Origin of the sequence: Alteromonas mediterranea DE, from assembly GCF_000020585.3 — a bacterium.
Classification (GTDB): domain Bacteria; phylum Pseudomonadota; class Gammaproteobacteria; order Enterobacterales; family Alteromonadaceae; genus Alteromonas; species Alteromonas mediterranea.
Genome location: NC_011138.3, coordinates 396,407 through 422,725, shown reverse-complemented (window position 1 = coordinate 422,725; position 26,319 = coordinate 396,407). Strand labels below are relative to the sequence as shown.

Annotated in this window: 27 protein-coding genes and 2 pseudogenes; 10 read left to right on the top strand and 19 right to left on the bottom strand. The window is 41.7% G+C overall.

The window, feature by feature from the left end; translation table 11 throughout:
• The first annotated feature begins 253 nt into the window (after positions 1–253).
• The 3 genes from MADE_RS01925 (at position 254) to MADE_RS01915 (ending at position 4,307) form a co-directional block, all read left to right on the top strand.
• Complete coding sequence (locus tag MADE_RS01925) at positions 254–2,068, top strand: copper resistance system multicopper oxidase (protein ID WP_012516917.1); 1,815 nt, start codon at positions 254–256, stop codon at positions 2,066–2,068.
• A 9-nt stretch (positions 2,069–2,077) separates the two neighbouring features.
• Positions 2,078–2,824, top strand: coding sequence for a copper resistance protein B (locus tag MADE_RS01920; protein ID WP_012516916.1), 747 nt, complete (start codon positions 2,078–2,080; stop codon positions 2,822–2,824).
• A gap of 157 nt (positions 2,825–2,981) precedes the next feature.
• Entirely contained in the window at positions 2,982–4,307 is a 1,326-nt protein-coding gene (locus MADE_RS01915; RefSeq protein WP_012516915.1) for an APC family permease, read from the top strand.
• Between the two features lie 155 nt (positions 4,308–4,462).
• On the opposite strand, the gene MADE_RS20640 is transcribed toward MADE_RS01915, so the two are convergent.
• The 18 genes from MADE_RS20640 to MADE_RS01830 form a co-directional block, all read right to left on the bottom strand.
• On the bottom strand, positions 4,463–4,618 hold the full coding sequence (locus tag MADE_RS20640; RefSeq protein ID WP_012516914.1) for a hypothetical protein: 156 nt from the start codon (positions 4,616–4,618) through the stop codon (positions 4,463–4,465).
• 101 nt (positions 4,619–4,719) lie between these two features.
• Positions 4,720–4,866, bottom strand: coding sequence for a DUF5676 family membrane protein (locus tag MADE_RS20805; RefSeq protein ID WP_230962199.1), 147 nt, complete (start codon positions 4,864–4,866; stop codon positions 4,720–4,722).
• Positions 4,867–5,064: 198 nt separating this feature from the next.
• Positions 5,065–5,436 carry a hypothetical protein gene (locus MADE_RS01905; RefSeq protein ID WP_012516912.1) on the bottom strand — a complete coding sequence of 124 codons (372 nt, stop codon included), beginning with the start codon at positions 5,434–5,436 and terminating at the stop codon, positions 5,065–5,067.
• 17 nt (positions 5,437–5,453) lie between these two features.
• The gene (locus MADE_RS01900) at positions 5,454–5,864 is read right to left on the bottom strand and encodes a hypothetical protein (protein ID WP_012516911.1); all 411 of its coding nucleotides are present in this window, start codon (positions 5,862–5,864) and stop codon (positions 5,454–5,456) included.
• Positions 5,848–6,513: a methyltransferase family protein gene (locus MADE_RS01895; protein ID WP_012516910.1), complete on the bottom strand. Its 666-nt coding sequence runs from the start codon at positions 6,511–6,513 to the stop codon at positions 5,848–5,850. The genes MADE_RS01900 and MADE_RS01895 overlap by 17 nt, the downstream gene beginning before the upstream one ends.
• Complete coding sequence (locus MADE_RS01890) at positions 6,506–6,844, bottom strand: DUF2933 domain-containing protein (RefSeq protein WP_012516909.1); 339 nt, start codon at positions 6,842–6,844, stop codon at positions 6,506–6,508. Before MADE_RS01890 ends, MADE_RS01895 begins: the two co-directional genes overlap by 8 nt.
• Positions 6,845–6,852: 8 nt before the next feature.
• Positions 6,853–7,206 (bottom strand): cupredoxin domain-containing protein, encoded by a 354-nt coding sequence (locus MADE_RS01885; protein ID WP_012516908.1) that lies wholly within the window; start codon positions 7,204–7,206, stop codon positions 6,853–6,855.
• Positions 7,207–7,217: 11 nt separating this feature from the next.
• Positions 7,218–9,461, bottom strand: a complete 2,244-nt coding sequence (locus MADE_RS01880; protein WP_012516907.1) for a heavy metal translocating P-type ATPase — start codon at positions 9,459–9,461, stop codon at positions 7,218–7,220.
• A 75-nt stretch (positions 9,462–9,536) separates the two neighbouring features.
• Entirely contained in the window at positions 9,537–9,971 is a 435-nt protein-coding gene (locus tag MADE_RS01875; RefSeq protein ID WP_012516906.1) for a MerR family transcriptional regulator, read from the bottom strand.
• A 794-nt stretch (positions 9,972–10,765) separates the two neighbouring features.
• Positions 10,766–11,602, bottom strand: coding sequence for a formyltransferase family protein (locus MADE_RS01865; RefSeq protein WP_012516904.1), 837 nt, complete (start codon positions 11,600–11,602; stop codon positions 10,766–10,768).
• A 258-nt stretch (positions 11,603–11,860) separates the two neighbouring features.
• Positions 11,861–12,223 (bottom strand): DUF4440 domain-containing protein, encoded by a 363-nt coding sequence (locus MADE_RS01860; RefSeq protein WP_231514349.1) that lies wholly within the window; start codon positions 12,221–12,223, stop codon positions 11,861–11,863.
• Positions 12,224–12,359: 136 nt separating this feature from the next.
• Positions 12,360–12,830: a YybH family protein gene (locus tag MADE_RS01855; protein WP_012516902.1), complete on the bottom strand. Its 471-nt coding sequence runs from the start codon at positions 12,828–12,830 to the stop codon at positions 12,360–12,362.
• 20 nt (positions 12,831–12,850) lie between these two features.
• Entirely contained in the window at positions 12,851–13,738 is an 888-nt protein-coding gene (locus MADE_RS01850) for a copper resistance D family protein (RefSeq protein ID WP_012516901.1), read from the bottom strand.
• A 21-nt stretch (positions 13,739–13,759) separates the two neighbouring features.
• Positions 13,760–14,113 carry a copper resistance CopC family protein gene (locus MADE_RS01845; protein WP_012516900.1) on the bottom strand — a complete coding sequence of 118 codons (354 nt, stop codon included), beginning with the start codon at positions 14,111–14,113 and terminating at the stop codon, positions 13,760–13,762.
• Positions 14,114–14,193: 80 nt separating this feature from the next.
• Positions 14,194–14,685, bottom strand: a complete 492-nt coding sequence (locus MADE_RS01840; RefSeq protein ID WP_012516899.1) for a DUF411 domain-containing protein — start codon at positions 14,683–14,685, stop codon at positions 14,194–14,196.
• 104 nt (positions 14,686–14,789) lie between these two features.
• The gene (locus MADE_RS21145) at positions 14,790–15,080 is read right to left on the bottom strand and encodes a hypothetical protein (RefSeq protein ID WP_417871225.1); all 291 of its coding nucleotides are present in this window, start codon (positions 15,078–15,080) and stop codon (positions 14,790–14,792) included.
• Positions 15,081–16,301: 1,221 nt separating this feature from the next.
• Positions 16,302–17,741 carry a sensor histidine kinase gene (locus tag MADE_RS01835; RefSeq protein WP_012516898.1) on the bottom strand — a complete coding sequence of 480 codons (1,440 nt, stop codon included), beginning with the start codon at positions 17,739–17,741 and terminating at the stop codon, positions 16,302–16,304.
• Entirely contained in the window at positions 17,725–18,414 is a 690-nt protein-coding gene (locus MADE_RS01830; protein ID WP_023559489.1) for a response regulator transcription factor, read from the bottom strand. Before MADE_RS01830 ends, MADE_RS01835 begins: the two co-directional genes overlap by 17 nt.
• Before the next feature lie 315 nt (positions 18,415–18,729).
• Here MADE_RS01830 and MADE_RS21255 point away from each other — a divergent pair, with 315 nt between their 5' ends.
• The 5 genes from MADE_RS21255 to MADE_RS01810 all read left to right on the top strand — a co-directional run bounded on the left by MADE_RS21255 (position 18,730) and on the right by MADE_RS01810 (position 23,323).
• A complete protein-coding gene (locus MADE_RS21255; RefSeq protein ID WP_470207098.1) occupies positions 18,730–18,903 on the top strand; it encodes a hypothetical protein in 174 nt (57 codons plus the stop codon).
• A 402-nt stretch (positions 18,904–19,305) separates the two neighbouring features.
• Entirely contained in the window at positions 19,306–20,040 is a 735-nt protein-coding gene (locus MADE_RS01825; protein WP_012516896.1) for a glycosyltransferase family 2 protein, read from the top strand.
• Entirely contained in the window at positions 20,041–20,757 is a 717-nt protein-coding gene (locus MADE_RS01820) for a TVP38/TMEM64 family protein (protein WP_012516895.1), read from the top strand.
• On the top strand, positions 20,732–22,474 hold the full coding sequence (locus tag MADE_RS01815) for an ArnT family glycosyltransferase (protein WP_012516894.1): 1,743 nt from the start codon (positions 20,732–20,734) through the stop codon (positions 22,472–22,474). The genes MADE_RS01820 and MADE_RS01815 overlap by 26 nt, the downstream gene beginning before the upstream one ends.
• Before the next feature lie 120 nt (positions 22,475–22,594).
• A complete protein-coding gene (locus MADE_RS01810) occupies positions 22,595–23,323 on the top strand; it encodes a phosphoethanolamine transferase domain-containing protein (RefSeq protein ID WP_012516893.1) in 729 nt (242 codons plus the stop codon).
• Between the two features lie 15 nt (positions 23,324–23,338).
• On the opposite strand, the pseudogene MADE_RS01805 reads toward MADE_RS01810, so the two are convergent.
• Positions 23,339–24,747, bottom strand: a pseudogene (locus MADE_RS01805) (IS66-like element ISAma4 family transposase).
• A 100-nt stretch (positions 24,748–24,847) separates the two neighbouring features.
• Between MADE_RS01805 and MADE_RS01800 the strand changes: the two are divergent.
• Positions 24,848–25,738: pseudogene (locus tag MADE_RS01800) on the top strand (phosphoethanolamine transferase); the annotation flags it as partial.
• Complete coding sequence (locus MADE_RS01795) at positions 25,726–26,136, top strand: diacylglycerol kinase (protein WP_012516889.1); 411 nt, start codon at positions 25,726–25,728, stop codon at positions 26,134–26,136. The pseudogene MADE_RS01800 and the gene MADE_RS01795, both read left to right, overlap by 13 nt.
• Positions 26,137–26,319: the final 183 nt, after the last annotated feature.

Sequence of the window (26,319 nt, the reverse complement as noted above, 5' to 3'; positions counted from 1 at the left end):
GTTGCTGCAATGATGGATGTATGTGTATAGCTACCAATTGCTACCACTTTGCAAGTCTTTTTTACGTTCCCATTCGTCAATTTGAAACAACTTTTGCTGAGCAGTATGACATTATCGCTCTAGCTGTTCCCCCCAAAATTTTCACTCCACCTTTCCGCCCACCGATAGCCTAAGGTACTGACTTAGTTAGTAATACTTTTTAAATGGATGAAATTCCTTCGTCCAGTTAGTATCAATTCAAAGGCTAAAAACTATGAAAAATTCTATCGACAACGGTCGCAGAAGATTTGTGCTCGCTGCCCTGACCTCAAGCGCTGCGGCTGCGTTAACCAACGTTAGTCCTCTATGGGCAGCACCTGTTGGTCGCCATTTTAAAGATCAAGTTTTGACAGGTGATATTAAAAATCTCAATGTGTCAAAAGCGCAATTGCCAATAGGCTCAAATATGGGCTCACCTATAACGATCAATGGTCAAATGCCGGGCCCGTTGATTAGATTGAAAGAAGGACAGAGAGCGCACCTCAATGTAACTAACCACCTAAACCAAGATACTTCAATACACTGGCACGGGATTATTTTACCACCAGATATGGATGGCGTTCCGGGAGTTTCCTTTGCCGGAATAAAACCTGGCGAAACATTTAAATATGCATTCGATGTCGAGCAAAACGGCACCTACTGGTACCACAGTCATTCAGGCCTCCAGGAACAGTTGGGCCATTTAGGACCTCTTGTGATCGACCCCGCAGATGGGGACATTGGGGCTGATAGGGAACATACAATTATTTTAAGCGATTGGACGTTTTCAGACCCCCATGACGTTATGCGAAAACTGAAGGTAGCGGAAGGTTATTACAATTATCAAAAGCGAACTATTTTCGACACGTTAGAAGACGTAAAGAAAAAAGGGCTTGCCGATACATGGGAAGAGCGTGCTATGTGGGGTGCAATGCGTATGAGCCCTCGCGATATAGCTGACGTTACAGGCAGTACATATACATACTTAATGAATGGCCGGACACCACAAGATAATTGGCAAGCCCTGTTTAAAGTAGGCGAGAAAATCCGGTTGAGGATCATAAATGGTTCTGCGATGACTTATTTCGACTTTCGCATCCCAGGGCTTGAAATGACAGTTGTAGCTGCAGATGGTCAGCCTGTTAAACCAGTAAATGTGGATGAGTTTCGAATTGCAGTAGCGGAAACTTATGACGTAATCGTTCAGCCAAAAGAGCGAAAAGCTTATACCTTTTTTGCGGAAAGTTTTGATAGAAGTGGATATGCGCGTGGCACCCTAACCCCGTCAATTGGCCTTACTGCAGAGGTTCCCCCACAGCGAGTTATCACAGAGCGTGGTATGGCGGCGATGGGGATGGACATGTCTGGTATGAAAGGCATGAATATGGATAAGTCCAAGGTCGACAGCTCGGGCATGGCTGCTCCAAAAGGTGAAATGAAAGGAATGGGGCAGCATAGCGCCCATACAATGCATGGCACCCAAATGGAAGGAGAAATGACCCCCTCCAAAAAGCTCCCAGTAGAAAGCATAGACATTGTCCACAGCGAAGACGGGCACGGCGCTGGTGCAGCGATGATTGCTAAAAATCCAAGTTCTAGGTTGGATGAACCTGGGATCGGTTTGGAAGACAGCCCACATCGTGTCCTTGTTTATACAGATTTAGTCGGTGAAAGTCCTTGGCCTGACGAAAGAGAGCCGGAACGTCAAATTGAGCTTCACTTAACGGGCAATATGGAAAGGTACATGTGGTCGTTCGATGGCAAAAAGTTTAGTGAAGTAGACGGATATGTACGTTTCAATTATGGCGAGAGACTACGTCTGATCTTGGTTAATGACACTATGATGGATCACCCTATTCATTTACATGGTATGTGGATGGAACTTGAAAACGGCCAATATCCAAGACCTCGTAAACACACGATCAGCCTCAAGCCTGGAGAGAAGGTCTCGTTACAAATCAGCGCAGATGCCCCCGGTGAGTGGGCGTTTCATTGTCACCTGCTATACCACATGGAAGCAGGTATGTTTCGTGTTGTACAGGTCGCATAGGAGATTAAAATGAAACAGATATTAATAGCAGGCCTAATAACATTAACTTTGAGCGTTGACAATGCTTTGGCTCAATCAAGAGATGACTGGCCATCTCCTATTCCTAATGAATATTTTGGCCAAGTTCTATTTGACCGACTTGAATATACTCGCACTGATGAGCAGCAAAATATAGGGGTCTGGGACATGCAAGCGTGGTATGGCGGAGATTACCATCGTCTTGTTTTTAAAAGCGAAGGCGAAAATACACAAAACGATGGAATGCCTACTGATCTGGAACGAGCAGAACTGTTGTACGGTTATCTAGTTTCTTCTTTTTGGTCTATACAATTTGGTGTGGGCACAAAGGGAGAGCTGTCATCAGATGCGGATATGGAGAACTATGCGGTGGTCAGTTATCAAGGTCTAGCTCCTTACTGGTTTGAAATGGAAAATTCACTGCGTATTAACGAAGACGGTGACATGCAGTTCATCAATGAAACCGAATATGACTGGCAACTAAGTCAAGTTTCCTATCTGCAACCGCGACTGGAAGTTGTTGCCAACCTCACCGATTCTGAAAAGTATGACCGTCAAAGCGGGTTGAGTAATATTCGTATTGGTTTGCGATATCGGCATGAAATAGTGAGGGAGGTAGCACCTTATGTCGGTGTTTATTACAGCAAAGCTTTGGGAAATACAGCTGATGCATTAAAGGCTGAAGGCAAGTCAACCAGTGAAACTGGTGTAGTGTTAGGTGCAAGGATTTGGTTTTAAACGCCCTACGCTAAAAATGAAATAACTGGTATGCCATTGCCAGTTATTTCTTTCTACACGTCTTCGAATTTGTTTTGTAATGGGCCTGTGTCCTTATATTTGCTGCAGGTTGCTTTTGTTGTTACTCAGGCTCACATGACATAAAGGAGTAACCAATATGAATGAACACGAGCATTCAAACAGGAAAGATTCGTTAAGCCTCTGGGGCGCGGTATCGATGGGAACTGGTGTAATGATAGGTGCTGGTATATTTGCTTTAACCGGGCAAATAGCAGAGCTGGCAGGCACATGGTTTCCTTTTGCGTTTTTAGTTGCAGCGATAATTGCAGGGTTTAGCTCATACAGTTACATCAAAATGGCACAGAAATACCCCTCTGCAGGTGGTATCGCCATGTTTCTGAAAAAAGCCTATGGTAGAGGTCTGCTGACTGGTGCCTGTGCATTGCTAATGTTTTTTTCCATGGTTATCAATGAAAGTTTGGTAGCCCGCACTTTTGGCACTTATGTCCTACAATTGTTTGACTCTCAGGGCGCTGAGTGGCTTATACCAGCGCTTGGCGTGAGTCTTCTTATTGTGGCATTCATTGTTAATATTTTGAGTAATCAATTCATACAGACCCTCTCATTTATTATGGCTTTTATCAAAATAGCAGGACTTGCAGTTTTGGCAATTGGTGGGCTGTGGGCAACCGGTTTGTCGTTTGAGAGCGTTTCAGCTCAACCGCAAGATACCAGCGCAACCGGTTTTCTCGGAGCCGTGGCACTTGGTATTTTGGGATACAAAGGATTCACTACAATCACAAACAGCGGAGGCGAGCTCAAACAACCAGAAAAAAATGTAGGAAGGGCCATAGTCATTTCTATATCCATTTGTGTGGTACTTTATGTTTTTGTCGCAGTTGCAGTAGGAGCAAATTTATCAATTGGCGAAATAATACAGGCAAAAGATTATTCGCTTGCTGAAGCATCTCGACCCGCATTCGGCCAGTATGGTGCTTGGTTTACTATAGCTTTCGCGATTATTGCCACGTCTTCCGGTGTCGTTGCCAGCATCTTCGCTGTTTCAAGAATGCTATCGATGCTTACATCAATGCAACTTGTGCCTCACCGTCATTTTTCATTACCGGGAGATATAAGAAGACATTCCTTAATTTATACGTTAGTCATCGCAATATTTCTTACCATATTCTTCGATTTGAGCCGCATAGCCTCAATCGGTGTAGTTTTTTATATCGTAATGGATATCTTCATCCACTGGGGAGTGTTCAAGCATTTACGAGATGATGTGCAAGCTAAAGCTTGGGTACTAGTCAGTGCAATTATTCTCGATATCATTGTTCTTCTATCTTTTATGTGGGTGAAAGCAAAATCAGATATCTTCATTGTTGGGATTTCTGTGGCTGGACTTCTTATCGTATTCGCGGCTGAGAAATGGTTTCTAAAGCTCCATGCGTATGATGATGATGATAAAAATTATAACTGATGCAAATCATTGAAGCTGTTCATGAACTACATCGACGGAGTAAGACAATATTCAGCGTAGGCAGAGTAGCAGCCTAAAAGGTAAGCGCAGTTGTTATGAATAGGAAAGGAATTAACCGGCATTAGCGTGCCGGTTATTTTTACTCGTGGCACACTTTAACCGCTTTTTTGCTGCTTCAGTGTATTCATTATTTCAGCAAACTCCTGTCCTTTTGACTCAGGTGGCTGGCTACAACCCTGCTTCTCTGTATTGGTTTGACTGGGTAGTTGCATGGCTTGCTGTAAGGCTAATTCTGAATTATTGGTTATCATAATATCTCACCGTTAGTTTAAATTTATGTGGCAGTAGATATCAGCAAATATCGTACCTGTGCTAAAAGGACAAATACTGACTATTTATTTAGCCCTCACTACTACAGCTGCCTATTGTAAATACTGGCAATAAGCCAACCCAGTACACCTGCGAACAAAGCCCATAAAGCTCCGCCTATCACTACACCCAATAAAGGCACGTTCCATATCATCCCTTGCCAGTCTGAAAACATTATATTACCAGCCATGGGTGACATCATGTCGGGCATTGTAATAATGAACAAAGAACTAACAACTAACAACACTCTCGAAGCTGAACGATGCGGCGCACGCGAACGCAAATACATTTTCTCGAATTTTCATCTTACGCCTCCTTAAAGCCAGCATCATAATGTAACGACATCGCTCAGCATTGTTGTTGAGTGAGAACGTAGAGCACATTAAGGTTATGTACGCTTCCTGTGAGCGCCCTGCGGCAAGTGGTGGCAACTCCACGGTTTGTGCGTCGCATTGTCTTTTATATTTTGATCTACAAACTGGTAATAACCTTCTTTTGTGTGTGTCCACCAGTCATTGTGAAGATCTGCGCCGTGTTTTCGAATGATCGCTTCAATACCGTCTAAATCGATATGTGTCGCATCATATGCCAGGTGAATAGCCCCTTCTTTGATGTTGTAGCTCACCTCATCAATGCCAAAGAGCTTGTCAATCTCTTCAATTAGGGGCTCGCAATTTGCCTCATAGACATTGCTGAGCCGTAAATTCCGAACGACTAAATTTGCTTCTCTGACACCGACTCTGTGGTCTAAATCACTCATATCTTTCTCCTCGGGTGTTAATTTGAATGTTTCTGAGATTCGGGTGAATGGCTTCCATCCATTTTCGACATCATTACTTCCATCATCTTAAGATGCCTTTCTGCCATATCAACTTGGTTTTGCATGGGTTGCCCTTCCATTTTTTCGTGCATTATATGCATCATTCCCATCATGGATTGCATGTGTTTTTTCATCATTTCACGCTGCTTGCTGGGATTCTTTTCTTCTTTGATAGCGTTAACTTCTTCCTTCATCGACTTTATTTTTGCATTCATCATATGCATATCTTGGCCACGCATAGGCATTCCCGTTTGAATCTCTGGCTTGTCTGAGCCCTTATGCTCATGCTCTTCCATTTGTTGAGCTTGCGATGTTGCAGCCATTACTAATGTGGTTGAAAAAATGATTGATTTAGTGAATTTTTTCATGGCTTTCACCTTTTAATTTAAAGTTGAGGTTTGGGATCCAGCCAGGTGTCGTGTTGATATAGCTCACATACTCATCGCCAAATTCAGCAATAGCCAGAGCTTCTTCACGCTTTGCCAGTTTCACATACACAACAACTAAAACTGGAAACATGACCAGTGTGGGAATGGTCGGCCATTGCAACAAAAAACCGAACATGATCAGTATGAAGGCTAAATATTGAGGGTGGCGACACCGCGCATACCATCCAGTCTTAGCTAAGTGATGGTTCTTCTGAGCGTGGTGCAGCACATTCCATGCTGAGGACAAGATAAAGAATCCTGCAACAATAAATACCATACTGGCGATATGAAATGGGTCCCAGTGGGCGTCGCCTTTAAAACCAAAGAAAGTATGCAACAGATGTCCGTTTTCGTGCGCAAAAAAGTTTACTTCCGGATAGGTTTCAGCAAGCCATCCTGACAAGAAATAAATAGTCAGTGGGAAGCCATACATTTCGGTAAACAGGGCTACAATAAACGCAGAAAATACCCCCAAACTTCGCCAGTCGGTGGAAGATTTTGGCTTTACAAAACTGAATGCAAAAAAGATAAAAATAGCTGAGTTCAGTATCACCATTGACCATAAGCCATAATCATATGTATCATTCATCTTGGTTGTCCTTTTTAAGTGACTCCTTTCGGCCTTCCTCCAACCCCTGAATGTATCCATCACGATAAGCCGCGTTGTTATCACTCAATTCCTGAAAACTTTTCTGCTTATTGTCACTGTCGCGAGAATGTTCGTGGGCGTGTCCGTGTTTACCGTGGCTACTGTGCATGAATATATGCATGAATGGGCACAGCAATAAAATCAAATAGGGAAGAAACTGAAGGACATGATGACCATGTTCGAAAATTAAAAAATAAGTAACGGCAGCGATCATCGCTAATGCTGCCCACCCTGTAGGTGTTGACCAAAATCTGGGGTGACTGTTTTTCATGACTCCTCCTATACCACCGTAAGAACACCGCGATACATCTGCATCTGGCAGTGAAAAGTATGTTCGCCCTGTGGGACGTTTTCGAGGTGAATTGGTGTTACCTCATTAAGCGTTAGCTGCTCACTGATATCTAATGAAGGAATTAGCAGTACTTCGGAACAGGGAGACTCATCTTTGCGCAAAAACTTCAACGTAACAGATTGGTTTGCGTTTACCTGAATAGACGCTGGTGAGTACACGCCATTTTTTACTTCTATGAGTATTTCGTTACTTTCAGTAACTGTCTGATCAGGCTTGTATAACCAAAACCACCAAATAATCAGTGCAATACCCGTAAGTCCCACAATATTAATTATCATCATAAGAAAACTCCTTAGTGGTCCTTTGCCTTGAATAGGCGAAGCCGGTTCGCATTTGATACCACTGTTAACGAAGAAAATGCCATGGCGGCTCCGGCGATAACTGGGCTTAGCAATACTCCGAAAAATGGATAGAGCACGCCCGCCGCAAAAGGTATACCTGCTACGTTGTAGATAAAGGCTCCAAACAAGTTTTGCTTAATGTTGCGCAAGGTGGCTTTACTAACCGCTATAGCATCGGCCAGACCATGCAACGAGCCGCGCATCAGGGTGATATCGGCGCTTTCAATGGCAACGTCCGTTCCTGTACCAATGGCAAAGCCAACATCAGCCAAGGCAAGAGCCGGAGCATCGTTAATTCCATCACCAGTCATACCCACTACTTCTCTCTGCTGCTGTAATTCATGTACTTTGTTGGCCTTATCTTCGGGCAATACTTCAGCAAAAAACTCGCTTATTGCCGCTTTCTTTGCCACTGCAGCAGCAGTTTCTTTGTTGTCCCCCGTTAACATGATGACCCGGATATCATTAGCCTGAAGACGCTTGATGGCAGAAACAGAGTCAGGTTTTATCGGGTCGGCAACCGCTATGATGGCAGCAAGTTGTCCATCTACAGCGAAATACATGGGAGTTTTGGCGTCTTTGGCCAGTGTTTGTGCTTTCTCTGAATAATTACCTATGCCCACCCCTTTTGAAGCCATAAGCTTGCTGTTACCAAACAATAAGGCCTTTCCTTCACAACGGCCTTCAACCCCCATACCGGTAATCGCATTAAACTCTTCGGTTTTCAGCAGCTCAATGCCCTGGTCGTGGGCACTTTCTACTATCGCCATTGCTAATGGGTGCTCTGAACCATTTTCCAGACTAGCTGCCAATTGCAGCACTGTCTTTTCATCACTGAAATTGGCTAAAATTATGTCAGTGACCTTGGGTGTACCTTCCGTAATCGTTCCGGTTTTATCCAGTATCATCACACTGATTTTTGATGCCGTTTGTAGCGCTTCGCCGTTGCGAATTAGCACGCCGGCTTCAGCAGCCTTTCCAACCCCCACCATAACTGACATCGGCGTGGCTAGGCCCAATGCACATGGACAAGCAATGATCAATACAGTGGTGGCCGAAACTATGGCAAATGCCAGTGCGGGCTCAGGCCCAAAGTTCAGCCATGCTAGCGCACTGAGCACAGATATAATCATGACCACAGGAACAAAGTAAGCGGATATCACGTCGGCCAAGCGCCCAATAGGCGGCTTTGAATTTTGTGCGCGTTTAACCATTGCAATGATTTGCGCCAGTGCCGTGTCTTTACCTACTCGAGTTGCTTTAAATAGAAACATTCCTGACTTGTTGAGAGTTCCAGCAACGACTTCATCGTCATGTGATTTTTCAACTGGCATCGGTTCCCCGGTTAGCATTGACTCGTCGATTGACGTATGGCCTTCAACAACCACACCATCAACAGGCACTTTTTCTCCAGGCCTGACTTTGATGACATCGTTAAAAAGCACTTGCTCGATAGCGACCTGGACCTCTTTATTGTCGCGAATAACCGTGGCTGTTTTCGCTTGTAATCCAATTAAACGTTTGATTGCTTCTGAGGTTTTTCCGCGGGCTTTTAGTTCTAAGGCAAGCCCCAGATCAATTAGACCAATGATCATAGCTGTAGCTTCAAAATAAACGTGCCTTGCCATTAACGGCACTGCTTCAGGTACCAACACTACCAACATCGAATAGAACCATGCTGTGCCTGTACCAAGTGCAATGAGTGTATCCATATTGGCAGAATGATTTTTAAAGCTCTTCCACGCACCGATGTAAAAATGCCGGCCGGAAAAGAACATTACACCCAGCGTCAGTAGGCCAACTGCTAGCCACAACAACCTCTCGACATTAGTCTCGACCGTCATTTCGTCGACAACAATGCTATAAGTCATTAGAGGGATACCTAGCGAAAGCGCAATGAAAGTATCTCGCATCAGCTTTTTGTAATAGGTCCTATCCGCTGCTTCTTTTTCATCGACTACATCAGTGTCAGGCTTATCTTCGAAAGGCTTTGCGTTGTAACCAACGGACTCTACTGCTTGAACCAATAATTGAGAATCCGCTGTACCCGATACAAGTACTGTTCTGTCTGCAAAGTTCATTTCGGCATTCTGCACTCCCGGCGTCTGCTTCAAGGCAGCTTCTATTTTTCCAACGCAACTGGCACATCCGGCGCCTTCTATCACTAATTGTCGCTGTGTTACTTCTGCACTCATAGTGCTCTCCTTTTTTCCTATTTTTAGAAGACTTGTTTTTTGACGGACAACAATTTTTCTGAAGAAACACCTGCATTAAGTTCTGTCATTTATGTTTTCCTCCAGGACGGTGTGTTCAAACTCTTCTATTAAATGACAGACCACGTGTGAGGATGGGGCTTTGTCACCCATTGCTCCCCATTTCCTTACTGCCAGCATCATATTTTGCCTGAGTAACAACATTGCCTTAAATTGTCTTTCTGTTTCTGCTAGCCTTCTTGCAATTAAGGTTCTAACTAGGGGACAAGCGGTCTTTCCATTATCTGCTTCTCTGAGAATTTGCTTGATATCTTCAACTGAAAAACCTAAATGCCTTGCACTTAATATAAACCGCAACCTGGAAGCATCTTTCGTTGAATAGAATTTATAACCATTGTCAGATTTTGCCGGCGTTATTAACTGCAAGCGCGTGTAATAGCGAACAGTATCTGGCGTTGTAGCCAAGGCGCTTGCGATCTCTCTTACTTTCATAGTTGTTCCGATGTCTTTAACCTAAAATTTTACTTATACCTAAAGGCTAAACCTGTTTGTGGGACGCGAGTCAATAGGCATGTAACTCGTGAAACTTTCGGTTCTAAGATGTAATGCGTTTGTAAGTGAGGCGGATAATACTTGCTGTTCGTTTACTGATAGCAAACAGTGTCTTAATGTATATTAATTAAGCAGTTGATCGTCTAAGACATTCTTTGATTGCAATTGATTAGTAAAGAAAACTTAGAGAAAAGCCTCACTGAGTTTATGTGTAGCTCTTAATCGGAGGGTGGAAGGGAGGAGAGTGTATACCAATTAAAGGGGTAATATTTATATCTGAAAATGAGCTTTGCTTAATGTTTTCACTTATCAGAATTTCAATATTTGAAAGTATACAAAATTGGGTTAAAGAAGTTGCACAGTAAGCACCTATACAGCACGCGCATATCGATTGATCATTTCCTTCGCAGTGCTGTACATCCTGGTTCTTTTCTGAATGAAGTGTGTGATTATTTAAAGTAGTATGTTCTACGCTTGATAAGGAATCATTTGAGGACATATGAGATTCTGATGTGTCGTGACCATCACATTTAATTGGGTTCGTCATAGCAAAGCCGTGCTGTGAAAGCAGCGCAGCTATTAGTACTAATTTAAACCACTTATAAATGCCTGACACAATAAACTCCATCAGTGAGTAAGGGAATAGTAGCGGTATTCCGTTATTCTTACTTTGACGTAGATCAACACAACACAAAAAAGTGCTTAGCACCTTTAAACATTAAAGCCGTAATCAACTAGTTTAGTACTCTTGATTCATATAGCCTTAAACTACGCTTAGAAAGTACAACATAGCCATCATTTATAGCAATGCTTTTAATCAGTGCATCCTCAAAGATTATGCTACCGCACGTGAAATCGTGACTGAAAGTTGTGACTTCGACATCATTTGCGATATATAACGCGTTATCTAACGAAATAAGAATCCCAAAGTGCCCATACTGTCGAAGGGCATGACTAAATTGAGCGGTGTTTTGATCCCAATTTACAAACCTTCTTTTTACTGGAGGTAGACTTTGGAATGACGCTAGCTTTTCCAATTGAGGTGTGGCGTTATTATAAAGCTCATTAAAGTTATTAAGTAATTCTTCTAACAGAGTTTCTGCGAGTAACTGAGACTTGACCATCAATGATGAAATCGTTTCATTGTTTTCGACCTCAAATTTCTCTTGGATTAGGATGCTACCTGCATCAAGTTTCTCAGTGAGTTTATGAATGCTAACACCCGCGTTCTCAGGGTTGTCGATAATGTAGGTGAGTGGGGTTGGGCCTCTACTTTTGGGTAGTAAAGATGGGTGGATATTAATCGCATATTTTATTTCGTTTGTGGGTACTTTGTATCCGTAATCGGCTACAACAAAGACTGTCTGTTCGTCATTTAAATATCCTTTAAGAGTCACGATACTTGGTTTTTCAGTGGAATAAACAATATTGTATTTACGACAAATTCGTTTGATGAAGCTCGCATTTTCCTGAACATCGTTTATAAAAACGCGTTCAATGTTCAATCTATTTTTAATTAGAAGTGACAAACAATTCGAGAATAAGTCGTTTCCAAAATAAACGATTTTCATATTTCTCTGCACCTTTTGAGAATAGCGTATGTGGAACAAAATGTAGGTTGGGAGGACAAGTGTTTAAGGATTCGATGTTGATTAAAAATCTGTGCAAAAACGAATAATAAGGGTTCATTGGCTGGCGGGAAGCTTAGTTCGTGCCAATATGAAGTGTAAGGCATTTTGGCAATAGGATAGCCGAGATGGTTCTGATCTTGAGCAAACTGGAAAGCTACCGTTGATATTACCAAAGTAGCTTTCAATACATTTATTTCGCTAGTCTTTTGCACGATTTCTACTAGAGGAATGCGTGTGAACTACCAGCCACTCACCGTTAACTTTTTTAAAAAGAAAGGTTTGAAACCCCGTTTTGTTGAAAGTTTTTCCAGACTTCCTAACCTCTCCTTGAACGGTTGTATCAACGAGTGTCCAAGCAAAATCATCTTCTACATGAGTTTGAATGTTAGAAAAATCTAAACTTAAGAAAACTAAGGCATCCTTTTCTGGTTCAACATGATGCTCTATCAAGTCACTTAACCCTACATTCTGTCCGCCAGATTCAAAGTATCTTGCGCCTTTAAAGTCGAAAAAGTGCTTTTTAAAGGGGGCACCGTCTCCATTCTCCCAGCCATATTCAATTTGCTTTATAATGTCTTTTATCTGATCTTTATCAGTTGCATTGTTATCATGAGCGAAAGTGAAAAAAAGATAACAAAGACGAAATGATTATGATTAAAAATTTTTTCATACGAGCTCTCTCGGGTAGTTAATCGAATCAATTTGACCAATGAATATGTTTGATTTTCCACTCTCCTTCGGTGTTGATTAAGACAATTGTTTCCATACTTTGGTAGTCTCTCTCTTCCCCCTTAAACATCCCATTGACCAGAAACCGCGATGCGGAGATTGCTGTGTTGCCCAGAACTTTGACTTGATGCTCCAACGCTTTATTTGTCACTGACGATAGATATTCCATATCTGAATTCATATGATGTTGAGCATATTCATCTGCGCTCCTCTCAACTCCGCCTCCTTCATAAATAGTCACATCATCCGCCAGTAGGCTCTTCGCAGTGATTTTGTCTCCCGTATTAAGCGCGTGATGGAATGCAATAACTATTTTAGCTGCAGGCGTATCTAACCCACTAAACATACCTTTCTCATGATGTTCTTTTTCATGGGCACTAGCAGCAAAACTCATGATTACGGGCATGATAAATAGTAAGACTAATAATTTAATTTTCATTTGAATTTCTCTTCTAAGTTTTATCTTTCGGGACCTACAATACTCGTAAGCCCAGAAGTAATGATTAAAATAGCAACTGCTATTGTTAACTCTAATGAAATGGATTTTGAGAGTGCTTCGCTTCCCGAGCCACTTTTAAGTTTTGGGACTAATTTCAGTTTGTGCCGTATAGCAATAGCTAGAATGCTAGTTACAAGGAACATTTTAACAAGAAGAGTTTGCCCATATATGGAGCTAAATAACCCTTCAAAACTACCTACCAATTGAATAGCTAGCCAAATGCCTGCAGATAATAATAAGGTAACCAATACGGCCGCCTGCGTACCAAACCTATCCATTAATTTATAAAGCTTTTCGTAGCTCTGGTAATGGCAGGAGAGCTTTAACGGAATCAATGCACCAAACCACCAAGCCATAACAAATACGTGAACCATAAGTAGTATTCGAGCAATACTTCCTAATTCAGAAACGTGGCCGGTTAAAGTAAATGTGTACGAGAGAGTGAATAGACACAGCACAAGTAAGCAAGACTTTAACCTTAGGAAAGGTTTAAGAGGTTTAAATTTCAATAAGTAGATAGTTATTAAAGCTACGGCTAACCCCCCCGCACGATACAAGGTGACTTCACCGATAGGAGAACTCAACATTATCTTAAGCATAAAGGGGTCAAGTGCGCCTTGAATTCCCTCTTCTACCATCGCTCCAGTGTTCGCGATAAACCACACTGCATTAGAAATAAACGCAACAAAGACACAAACCTTTACCCATACAGCGCTATAAGATGGCGTTGTATAATTTGTGCTATTATCGTTAATATCTCGCCAGAAAAATGTATATCCAGCTGTGGCCGCGAAACCTAAATAAAACATTAGCTTTGACACTACAATTACAGTGTTCCAGATATACATTTCCACAGCTGAATCCCCTTTTTAGTGCACCATAAATCCAAAACTATCTTTCATCTTGTGCCCATCGGAGCCAAGCATGATGAACTCAACATTGTATGAACCTGGACGTAATTTAGGTAAGGTCCAAGAATAATCCGTTGCAACCTCTTTCGGAGGTTCAAAGCCAAAATCAACTTTTGCACCTTCACTATCTTTTAAAACTACTTTTATTAATCTAACTCCCTTGGTAAAGCTGACTGATAGTTCCATTGGGGCCTCCATCAGCATTGCATTTTTGCTTGGTGTGCTAGATTTAATTTCTATAGCCTCATGTGCTAATGCCACGCTGCTTAGCAGTACACTAAATATTGCAAATGATTTAACAAGTGCTTTCATGATTACCTCTATCTTTGGTTTTTAAAAATTAAAATTGCTTTGATTGTCAAAAGTGCGCATTTATTTGTTTAACTTTGACTTCAATCGAATTGACTTTCGTAGCTTTCTACTTTCGCGTAAGGTTCGTAGCTCCCATCTTGATATATAATGAAAACGGTATAAGGCATAAACTGCTCTGCTACTTCCATTCCGGGTGAACCTACTGGCATAGCTGGAACAGATAACCCGATAGCCTTTGGATGTTCTTCTAACAAGAATCGTTTTATAAACTTAGAAGGGACATGGCCTTCAAATACAAAGCCATTTTCTGTAACAGCGGTATGGCAAGAGCGAAGATTTGGCGAAATTCCGTATTCGTTCTTGATGTCGCTCAAGTTATGAAAGTCCTTTGTACGTAGTTGAAATCCTTGGTTTTCTAAATGGGTTATCCATTTTTTGCAGCATCCACACGATGGTGATTTATAAACTAATAATTCGAAGACGTCGTTTGCGCCATGGTGGATATTTGCCATGGCAATACTAGGTAGAATTAGCAGTAATACCGCAGCTTGATAGATGATTTTTTTTAACATTTTTGCCTCCAGACAAAGCTGGCACATATAGGTACGCTAGCACCTAGATAATAAACAGGAACTAAAACAAATTGTGCGTGAAATTTGGACGCACTGACCCTGTGTTAGGCAAATATCGGTGGGCGAAAAAGTGAGGAAGTTACTGAAACTGGCTGTTGGAAGAACAAGCCAAATGAAGCGTCCGGCACCACTGGGTGTTGAACAATCATCATGGAAGCTATAAGGACGGGAGCATGAGTACAACCACCTGGTGGGCATGTGCATTCCGAAGTGTTGCAACAATCTTTAATACTAGCGTTTTCGGAACTTATAGAATCTACTCTCATACCATGGCTCATGTTCGTAGAGCAATTCGATTCAGAATTACTATTGTAATGTTTGTTATCAATATCCATTTCAAAACTCATAGTATCTACAGCCATCGCTTGCCCGACGAGGGCAGATAGCACTGTAAACACTAATATTAGTTTTGATATGAATTTAAACATTTCTTAAGCATTAAACATAACCAATATGGAGAATAATGGATTTTCGCGAATTGGTAAACAGTTGAGGCTGATTTGTAATTAGAATAGCCCGTTCATCGGCAGAATTTAGGAAATAGTCATGATGAGGGAGATTGCCTACAACCATGCAAATTTTTGGGCGCGTCTCTAACTCTATAATTCAGATACTGCGGTAGAACTTGAACGCTTTAAGTAGCCGCCACAATACTTTCCTTTTGTCCAGTTCCATTAACGTTATAACGGGGGCTAACCAGAAATACTAGAAAATTGAGGAGGCTTGAGGAGCTATATAAATAAACACACCCGATAAATATAAATTCACCGGTAACTTGAAAGAGAAATCAGATATTCTGTTTAAATCGTTGAGGCACAAACTCACTTCAGCGATTTCAACTTAAGCGCCACTCAAGCGCCACTCAAGCGCTGGTCGATAAGTGACTTTCGCCCCGCGGTTATAGATACTCTCTGTTTCACTTATTTTTCTGCATATGAATAAGGCGATTAATATCAGCTTTAGGATAAAAAAGTTCAATCACTTCTATCAATTGTGAGCACGGTAATAAGTTGTCTATCCGTGATAGGAAAACCTCTTTATAGGGCTATCAGCGCTTGCTTTAGCTGACTACTGGCAATAATTAACTGTTGGCTCACGAGCAGTAGAAAATGTAACTTAACATGCAGTCATGATCTCACGTTAGGAACTTATTCGGATCTTCCCTAGTATCAATTGAATAACATTTTTATGCTGTTTCTAATTATTTCATCGATCTCGGGACATTCATTGAGACAGGTAACGTTAATCTATATTAGGATAACCTATTGTCAGCAAGTGTTTTTCAACAGTTTCTTGATAGAACTCTGCAAAAAAATCGTAAAGTCATTTTATCGTTGTACGCCCAATGAGTTGAATGGAAGCATTGACTTGTTCCAGCAGCAATTATCCGTGACAAGGAACAGGTGGCCGAAAACTTTTTTGATCTCTACTACATACCAAATTCGAAAGCTAGGTTACGTTTCATTACCCTATTTTTATTCTCTTGCTAAGTCGCAGTCTCTCTTTTCAGGAGTGATATTAAGGCTAAGGTTACAGTAACTTAAGCCTGCCAAAGATTACGGACCAATAGTTTCATTTTTAAAAGTCAACAAAAACGATATGTCTTCTTCGGCAGTTTTGGTTACAGAAACTTCTGCACATACAGCGTCGCACAATGCATCTACTATAGAAAGACCTAGCCCAAAGTTATCTTCAGATGTTCTAGAAGCATCTTTTTGCCAAAGCGGTTCAAACATATGCTTTAGATCATCCTCATTAACCTCTGTCCCCACCTTATTTGTCACTCTGAGGTAAACATTACTAGAACTATTTACACCTAAGTTCACAAGTATTTCTGTATCAGTTTTTCCGTGTTCTATAGCGTTATCTATCAGATTACTTATTATCGATTCTACTGCAACGCGATTGCTCTTGACGCTTGACTGAAAATTGGAGCTAATCTCTACCTTAACATTTCTTGCTTCTTTTATCTGAATAAGTTGAGTTACTAATTTGTGGATATCTATCTCATCAGTTAGCTCTAGGGTCTTAAAACTATATTTTTGGATTAACATAAGGCCAGAAATAATATTTTTCATTCTTGTGCCTATTTGCAAAACACGTGGCTTAAAATCTTTTTCTAATCTTATTTCTCCTGGAAACTTAATTGCTACTTCAGTCATATTTATTAATTCAGAGACTGGTGTTTTTAGCTCGTGTGCGATATCCGAAGTCAACCTCTTCTCACGCAGGTAAAGCGAATAATTATCTTCAATAAAGTGATTCAAACTTTGGGTAATGGGTTCCAATTCCTCGACATTATTTTGAAAAGCTTCGTGTTTTTGCCTAGTGGTAAATCGTAGTCCTTTTATCTTGGCATTTAAGGCATCCAAGGGTGCCAGAGCATAAGCCACAGTGTTACGCACTGTAAATCGAACAACTAGCGGCACGATAATTAATGCAAATAGAAAAGCACCATCGATAAACCACAACGTGAAATTTAACAATTCTGTAGATGTTGCGTACGCGATAACCATTGACGGGCGAGTATCGTTACCCTTATCCATGACGCGATAAAATCCAGCTCTGTCTTCAGAATCAATCTGAGGTATATATCGAGTGTAAATTACCCGACCCGTACGGCCATCGGGCAGAGTAATATCCTGGAAAGAATATTCATCCAGGCCAATGCTGCTGTAAGGCAATTCATTGATGGTATAAAGCGCCAGAGTATCTGATTTTTCAAACGTTGAGTCTTTGTACCAAAGTTGAAAATACTCGGGGGAAGATGTCCCTTCAAACTCAGGCAAATACTCACCTGCAAATTCGAACTCCACACCCTCGACATCTTCATTTACCAAGCTCTGAAGCATACCTACTTTTGCCTTCATAGCCTGGTTGAATTCTTGTTCGATCCAGGAATCGACGCCAATATCTGCTGCAAGTAAAACGGCAATGACTAACAGTGAAATAATAATAGAAAGTCTTCGTGTTAATGTTTTACGTATTGATTTCATTAGCTTCTACAACTCTGTAACCAAAACCACGTTTACTTTTAATGGGTAGAGACGCGCCGCTTTCTCTTACTTTTTTCCTTGCTGAGGAAAGGTGAGCTTCAATAGCATTTTTTGAGATATGGTCATAGCTTCCAGAAATAAATTCACTCAGCATTTCTGAGGTAACTATCTTGTGTCTATTGAGGAAAATACATTCAACAATTTTGTACTCATTCGGGGTCAGGTTGATAATGCCATTATTGTATGAAAGCGTTTTAAACTGGATATTGAGTGTCAAACTGTTGATAGTAACCTGGTCATTGAGACAATTTGCCGCACCTCTCCTCATCAAGCTAAGTAGTCTAGCAGTCAATTCGTCAAACGAGAACGGCTTAGAAAGGTAGTCGTCAGCACCTGCCAATAGCCCCGCTACCTTGTCTTCAGACTCAGATCGCGCAGATAAGATGATAACCTTTGTTTCTAAATGTCTTTTTCGTAACGTTTTAAGAATAGTCATACCGTCCAACTCAGGTAGCATCATATCAAGGATGATTATTTCGTAGCTACCAAGCAACGCCATACTCAATCCCTCAGAGCCAGTGCCAGCAGTATCGACTGAGTACCCCAACTTTTCTAAGCCTAAGCTCAAACTGTTCCTTAATGATAAGGAGTCTTCTATCAGAAGTATTCTCATAATTTGAACGTCAATTTTAAAGTTATTTCAGTATACCTTCTCATCCTTAGGATTTACTGAAGAAGCTATTGAACTGGTGCTTATAGTTAACCTACGCAAAAGTGGTTCTTTTAGCATAAACTGATTGATTTCCTTCAGTAGCTCTTAATTTATCTCGTTATTATGTTCATATTAATAACAGTTTTGTGACTGACGATGAAGACCGATTCTTATCAGCCCTGCTACTTAGCGAGTGCTCAATAACCTCTACAGAAATTTCTGCCCCCAAATTGTAAGAGTGACAAAGCTGTTATTTTTGACACCGATGAAACACTGATGCTCAGTAACACCTGCATTTTTTCTGAAAGAGAAAGTGCGTCTGAACTTGTTCAAGCATACACTGATAACGGCTCCAGAGTTATCTATCTGACTGCGCGAAGTATATACTTCCAGTGCAACATTTCATTTTTTTATCCCGTTACCATTTCCCAGACGGAAATATTCAGGTAGCGAATGCTACGGCTGAGCGAAAAAACTTTAAAACATTAAACTAAATATTCTAAAGCGTTACACGGAGTCTGGCTGGACACTTTTTGCTGCATTTGGCGATTCAAGCACTGACTTTGCTGCTTATTTGGCCGCAGGCGTTACTCAGGACAAAATATTTGCAATAACAAGACAAGGTGATCGTAAGTGCAAACCAGGGCCGTGGCAAAAGTGCTACGATAACTGGTCGAAACACATTCCTATAGCGTGTTTTCCTTAACCCACCTCTTTCTTCCTTCCTGAGCGATTAAAACATTATTACTTCAATTAAATGACTCTTCATAAGCGTATCTTAAGTTTTGTTTGTTAACGTTTTCCTGTCGAAAATAGAATTTTCTTGATCTTGAGGCTTTGACAGAGGGCTACGTGCGAATTTCAGTTGTAATACCAGCGAAAAACGAAGAAAAAAATTTAAAACCCTTAATTGAGGAAATTTATAGAGCGTTAACAGGTGTAGCCAACTTCGAAGTCATCTATGTTGATGATGGAAGTACGGATAATACATTTGAGAATCTGCTTTATCTGAAAGCGAGTGGCTTTGAAAGAGTTAACGTACTACGGCACAAGCACTCGGTGGGACAAAGTACAGCTATTTGGACAGGGGTGAGCCATGCTGATGGAGAACTTGTAGTTACACTTGATGCGGATGGGCAGAATGATCCCTCTGATATACCAAACCTCCTGACTATGGCCTCTCAATTTCCGTTAGGGAGTCACTTTTGCATTGCTGGTCATCGTAAAGACAGAAAGGATACAGCTTGGAAAAGATTTCAGTCAAAACTAGCAAATTCTGTAAGAAGTAAATTTCTTAATGATGATACACCTGACACCGGATGTGGGTTAAAGGTCTTTCCAAAACAAACATTCCTCGATTTACCCTATTTTGATCATATGCATCGTTTTCTGCCAGCACTGATCCGACGACAAGGTGGGATCATTAAAGTTGTTGAAGTGAATCACAGAGACAGGCAATTCGGAAAATCAAAATATAATATGTTAGGGCGGCTTGGGGTTGGACTAATTGATATGGCAGGAGTTTATTGGCTTCAGAAACGTAATAAACTTAATGATGTCATCTTAGAAAATGAAGAGAGTATCTAATTGAATTCCAGTCTCCTTCGTTTCTTCATTCTGGTACTTGCCATTCTGTTTTTTAGTCATTTGATTTCGCTCTCCCCCTCATTTGACGCATTTAATCAGGAGTGGATAGACAATCATACCCGTGATAATGGAGTGACAGGGATAGCCAAATTTTTAGCCGTCTCAGTATTTTTACTTACTATCGGACTTCCACGCCAGTTAGTCGCATTTATGGGGGGGTATGCCTTTGGATTTGCTGAAGGTGTCATCTATTCAACATTAGCAGCTACGCTCAGCTGTGCAACAGTTATGGCAGTGTCCCGGTATTTCGCTAGACCGATTATTATTCAACACTTTGAAATGCGAGTGCGCAAGTTAGACCACTTTCTACTTCGCTCTCCCTTTCTTAAGTCCGTTATCATTAGACTGTTGCCAATAGGGAATAATCTACTCACAAACATTTTTGCTGGCGTTTCAAAGATTCCACGACGCTCTTTTATTTTTGGGTCTACTATTGGCTACATCCCTCAAATGGCGGTTTTTGCATTAATGGGTAAGGGTGTATTAGTCAACTCTGAACTTAAAATAATCATAAGCGCCCTATTATTTGGGATTTCCAGCTTGCTAAGCGCATATCTTTTTAAGGTTTATCATCGTCAACATAATGACGATAAAACTCTTCGTTCTCTCACAAAAAGCAGCAAATGTAGCAATGAATCAGACGAGCCTAGCCATTAAACATAAGAACAAGCACCCAAATTATACTTTCTGGCTTTTTGTACTGGCTAGCGTGTTGATATTTATCGGGCTTGGGTTAAGAGATCCCTGGCCTGCTGACGAACCTCGTTTTGCACAAGTTGCAAAAGAAATGGTTGAAACAGGTCAGTGGTTCTTTCCAGCCAGAGCGGGAGAGTTTTATCCTGATAAACCACCTGTGTTTATGTGGTCTATCGCTTTTTTCTTTGCGCTATTCGGGTCAATTAAGATTGCCTTTCTGCTCCCATCTGCTTTATGCAGCCTACTCACACTTTTTTTGGTGTATGACATCTCAAAACGACTGTGGAGTACAAAAGAGGCGCTGATCGCAACGTCACTTCTTTTATTGAGTTTTCAATTTTTGCTTCAAGCCAAGTCTGCACAGATAGACGCAATGGTCTGCTGCTGGATAACAATCGGATGCTATGGTCTTTTGCGCTTTTTCTTAGTTGAAAGGCGATGGCGTTGGTATTACCTCGCCTTTTTCTTCATGGGAATTGGCGTCATCACAAAAGGGGTCGGATTTTTACCAGTCCTGATGCTGATACCATACTTGATACATCGACACTTTTGGCCTCAGCGGGACATAGCTAAGAAGCAAACTAAAAAGTCCGTATTACCGTGGATAATGGGTGCAGTGGTGATGTTACTGGCTATATCACTATGGTTTATACCTATGTTGATATTGGTCGAAAATAGCCACAACACATCACTTGCTCTATATAGAGATAATATTCTTTTCAGGCAAACGGTCACTCGATATGCTGATTCCTGGCATCACATAAAGCCGTTCTGGTATTACCTCGTAGAGGTTATTCCATTATTCTGGTTGCCAATTAGCATCGCTCTCCCATGGCTCATCCCATGTTGGTATCGCGCAATCAAAAAAGGTGATGCCCGCATATACTTACCATTGGTTTGGATTGTACTTGTTCTGCTTTTCTTCAGTGTAAGTCCTGGTAAACGGGGGGTGTACATCTTACCCGCATTGCCGATGCTGGCACTGATCTCTGCGCCTTACTTTGATTCAGTTGTTAATAAGAAAGTATTTTCCTGGCTTTTGTGGGGCGTTGTATTTTTACTATCAGTAGGCTTATTGGGGTTTGGTTTTTCCGGCATAGTAAAAGCATCATTCGCCCTAAAGTTAGAAGAAAAGTTCGGGCTTTCTCCGTGGATGTTTTTTTTAGTAACGGGGGGACTGACGTGTCTGGTTACGGTGATCACTACTAGAGGGAAGCACTGGAAAGTCTGGCCCTATTTCTTGTGTACTCTTTGGGGCATGTACGCTACTTGGGGTTACACTTTACTTGAAGATGTAAAAACCCCTAAAAGCGTATTTGCAAATATTGAAAAAGAAATTGGTAAACATGATGCAACTATTGCACTTGTTGATTTTTCTGAACAGTTCATTCTCTTCTCGCCTTATCCCATCACTCATTTTGGGTATCATACCCCTGTTGATCAGCAATTGTCTGCCGCCTACCAGTGGCTGGATAAGACTGAAAAGGGAAGATACATCCTCGTCGATGAAAAACATGTACGCAATAGTTGTTTTAAAAAAGAAATGGCAACGTCTGTAGGGTATGCACATCGCGCCCACTGGGTACTATTATCGCACGAGGCATTAACCGAAAAGTGTCCGCTTACGAAAACTGCGACTGAGATCTTTAGTTATATCCCAGATAGGCCCGTTACGTGAGGTACATGTTTTCATACAATTAAAAAATAATGCGAGAATTTTCATTCTACAGTTTTTCTTAAGCGTTATTTAAGTTTAGACAGGTAACTTATGTGCTAAGAAGTACACGAGAACCTTATTGTGAAATTTCCAAGAACACTAAATTTCAATCCTACATCAGCTCAGTTCATTTTACTTTCTTCATTGTTTATCGCAGCAATATTTAACATACCATTTTTGTCCGCTGTTTATGAAGTTGTAGCCCCTGTAACATTGAATGAGTGGGTGTTTTTTCTCTCTGTACCGCTCTTGCTAACCTTTTTTAATATTATTTTTCTAAGTCTTTTTGGTGCCCTATTTTTGCCGCGCACCACCGTTGCAATTGCTTTCGTTGTAAGTTCTATTCTACTTTACGGCACCTTGGCCTATGGTGTCATTTTCGATAAGAGCATGATACAGAATGTAATGGAAACAAATTCTGGTGAAGCCTTTTCTTATCTAAATTCAACACTTTTTTTATTCTTCTCTATACTGGGATTAATCCCTGTATTTGCGATTTTTAATCTGGAAATAAATGGAAAGCTCAAGGCTCGAATCAAGCACCTTCTAGTGCTGAACTTATTAGCTTTATTGGGTATTGCAATTATAGCCACGTTCCTTTTTAAGAGCTATGCAGCTGTCGGCAGAAATAACAAAGATCTAACGAAGTATATTATTCCCTACGCCTTTTATGATTCAGGGTACAAGTACCTTCGGGACACTTACTTCTATCCGCCTTTACCCTACAAAGTATTAGACAAGCGTCCCTACTTAAAAGGTAACGCTAATATACACCCATCTATTACAGTGTTAGTGGTTGGCGAAACGTAACCGTTCACCAAGGCCCTATTGACAGGCAGCTTTGAAGTCGTCGAGCAGAGGATAGGACGTTTTGTTCAGCGTCGCTTCGAGAATGGCGCGGAGCCAATTCAGTGGATTCAGCTTTTGTTTCCGGCAGGTTTCGACGATGGTGAGTATACGTTGTCTGAACAGTTCCCCTCGGTGAGACCACACACCATAGCTGCCTTTTCGCCACAGCACATAGCTTCGCAATGAACGCTCGGCTTCATTGTTAGTGAGAGGGACGCCATCGTGACTGAGGAATACCCAGCACATGTCATCGTGTTTTAGCAGTAGCTTACACCGGTTCTGATAGCGGGGAGTCACACAGCGTCTTGATGCCAGTTCAAGTTGCTCTCGCCAGGCGATGCGTAGTTTTTCCATCCGGTCCAGGTATCGCTTTTCACTTAGTGCGTTACTCTCATACCGGTGTTGCAGCCGGAACAGTATGCGAATGAGCCTGACTAACGTCGTTCCATAAGTCTTGTTCGTACCCCAGCTTTCCGCCAGCGCATTCATGTTTCTTAAGATATGCGCCCAGCACAATTGACGGTGGTCTGAATCGATGTAGTGATAACCGGCATACTGGTCAGTAACAACAATGTTTTCCGGATTATCGCCGAGTAGTTTCTTTGCCGCCCAGGCGCCACGTGAGAAGTGCGTCATAAAGCATGATAATTCTGCTGTGCATACCTGCCACATCCAGCGGTTTTCGTTACCACGCTGATGACGGGTTTCATCGCAGTGTACCACCGCCTCAGTGCGCATCATCTCTTTGATATCCTGATACGCTGGCGTCAGTACTGAACTAACCCGGCCTGCGCTTCAGAGATAGCACCGCGACTGAACGATAAGCCGAAGTTCTGTTCGAGCTGTTGCTGGATTTTACTGATACTCTGGTGAAACTGACCGGACTGCATTGCCACATATGCCAGCAGGTTATTGCCCATCTGTCCCTGATTCACGTTGTCAGGTAGCGTTGCTTTTACCGTTTTGCTGCACTGACAACACTGACCCTGATGTAACTGATGTTCAACCACAGAGAAAGCCTGAGAAGGAATATCAAAAACCTGATGGCGGCGATACGGTGAATCACTGATAGTAATAGTACCACCGCAAGCACAAGTATCGTCGGGATAATAGGTGCGCGTCTCATCAACGGTATCGGCCAGCATCCGCTTACTGCCTTTATGGCCGGATTGCGCACCGCGCTTACGGCCTGTCGGCTTTTTAGCTGGCGCAGAAGAGGACGCCCCCGGCCCATTAGACGATGGCGGGCGCGATGAATTACGACTGTTTTGATTCAGTCGGTCTTCGAGGTCATTTAGCCTGTCCCAGAGTGTACTAATGAGCTCATTGGCATCATCGAGATTAGTAGCGACAGGTGGCTTTGTGGGCTGCTTTTTACGTGGCATGAAACCACTCTGACAGACTGGCGGGATCAATCAATAGGATCCCCACGATCATTGAAAATAAATATTACTAACTGTCAATAGGGCCCTGGTGAACGGTTACGGCGAAACAGCCAGAGCGGACAAGTTTTCAAGCAACAGCTATTCGAGGCGTACTTCGCCTAATATCCAGAACGCAGGTGCAATCAGTTTTAGCAAGGTGACATCTTGCGGTACTGCTACCGCAGTCTCCGTGCCATGTATGTTCTCAAGACTCTCTCGAGAAAATTATGATTCGCGTATTGCAGACAGTCAGGACAATGTTTTAGACATCATTCATCGTGCAGGAGTTGACGTGACTTGGATTGACAACAACAGTAGCTGTAAAGGCGTATGCAAGAGGGTAAAGACCCTAGACTTTGATCCGTCCAGAGATCCCAAGTTTTGCGATGGAGATTATTGTTATGATGAGGTACTTGTTGACCTTTTAAGAGAAACTCTTTCAAGGCCATCTAAAGAACATAGAGTGATAGTCTTACATATGATTGGCTCACACGGCCCTACTTACTACCGGAGATACCCAGAGAAATTTGCTAAGTTCGTGCCTGACTGTCCCAGAAGTGATATTCAAAATTGTGAAGAGGCAGAGCTGACAAATACGTACGATAATACTATTGCATACACAGACTACGTGCTAGGCCAGATTATTGAACAGCTTTCCACTATTCCTAATTCGTCGATGCTTTATCTATCGGATCATGGTGAGTCATTGGGAGAAAAAGGGCTTTATTTACACGGTTTCCCTTATAATTTAGCGCCTGTTGAGCAAACTCATGTACCAATGGTTTATTGGGCCTCCAAGTTTAGCCAACCTGAATACAGTGATTGCGTAAAGTCGTTATCCAGTCATCCTTATTCGCATGACAACCTTTTTGACACATTACTTGGTCTTACTAATGTGCAAAGCAGCACCTACCAACCCACTCAGGATATTTTACGAAAATGCGAGTCATAGACGAAGCCACATCAAAAATGCATTTCGACCCTAAAGCCAAACCAAAGGGCATGTTGCGTATTGTATTAGCAATGAAAAACTCAGTTCGAGCTATATCATCATGGCTTGTTAAAAACGAGTCAGCGTTCCGGCAAGAACTTATCTTACTTATCTTAGCGGCGGGAGTGCTTGCATTTTGGTCAATTCCTTATATGGAAAAGGCGATTTTACTTTCCTCCATACTCTTCGTTTTGTTCGCTGAAATTATAAATACTGCAATTGAAGTAACTATTGACCGTATTGGAAAAGAGATTCACCCACTGTCAGGCTTAGCGAAAGATTTAGGCTCAGCGGCTGTTTTAGTGACGATCGCAATTTCATCACTGTTGTGGTTAGCTACATTGTGTAGATATTTTTGATTTGAGACTGTTGACTCACCGATGAGGTACCGCACTGACATGGGTCCAACTGTGCAAATTCATCAATGTGTATAAAAGAATAGAAAGCCAATAATTAGCGAGCTTTAATATAAGAAGTTAAAGTCTGATATAACTAAAAGGCAATACCCAACAACCTTTGGGTTCAGTTTTCAATTACTAGCC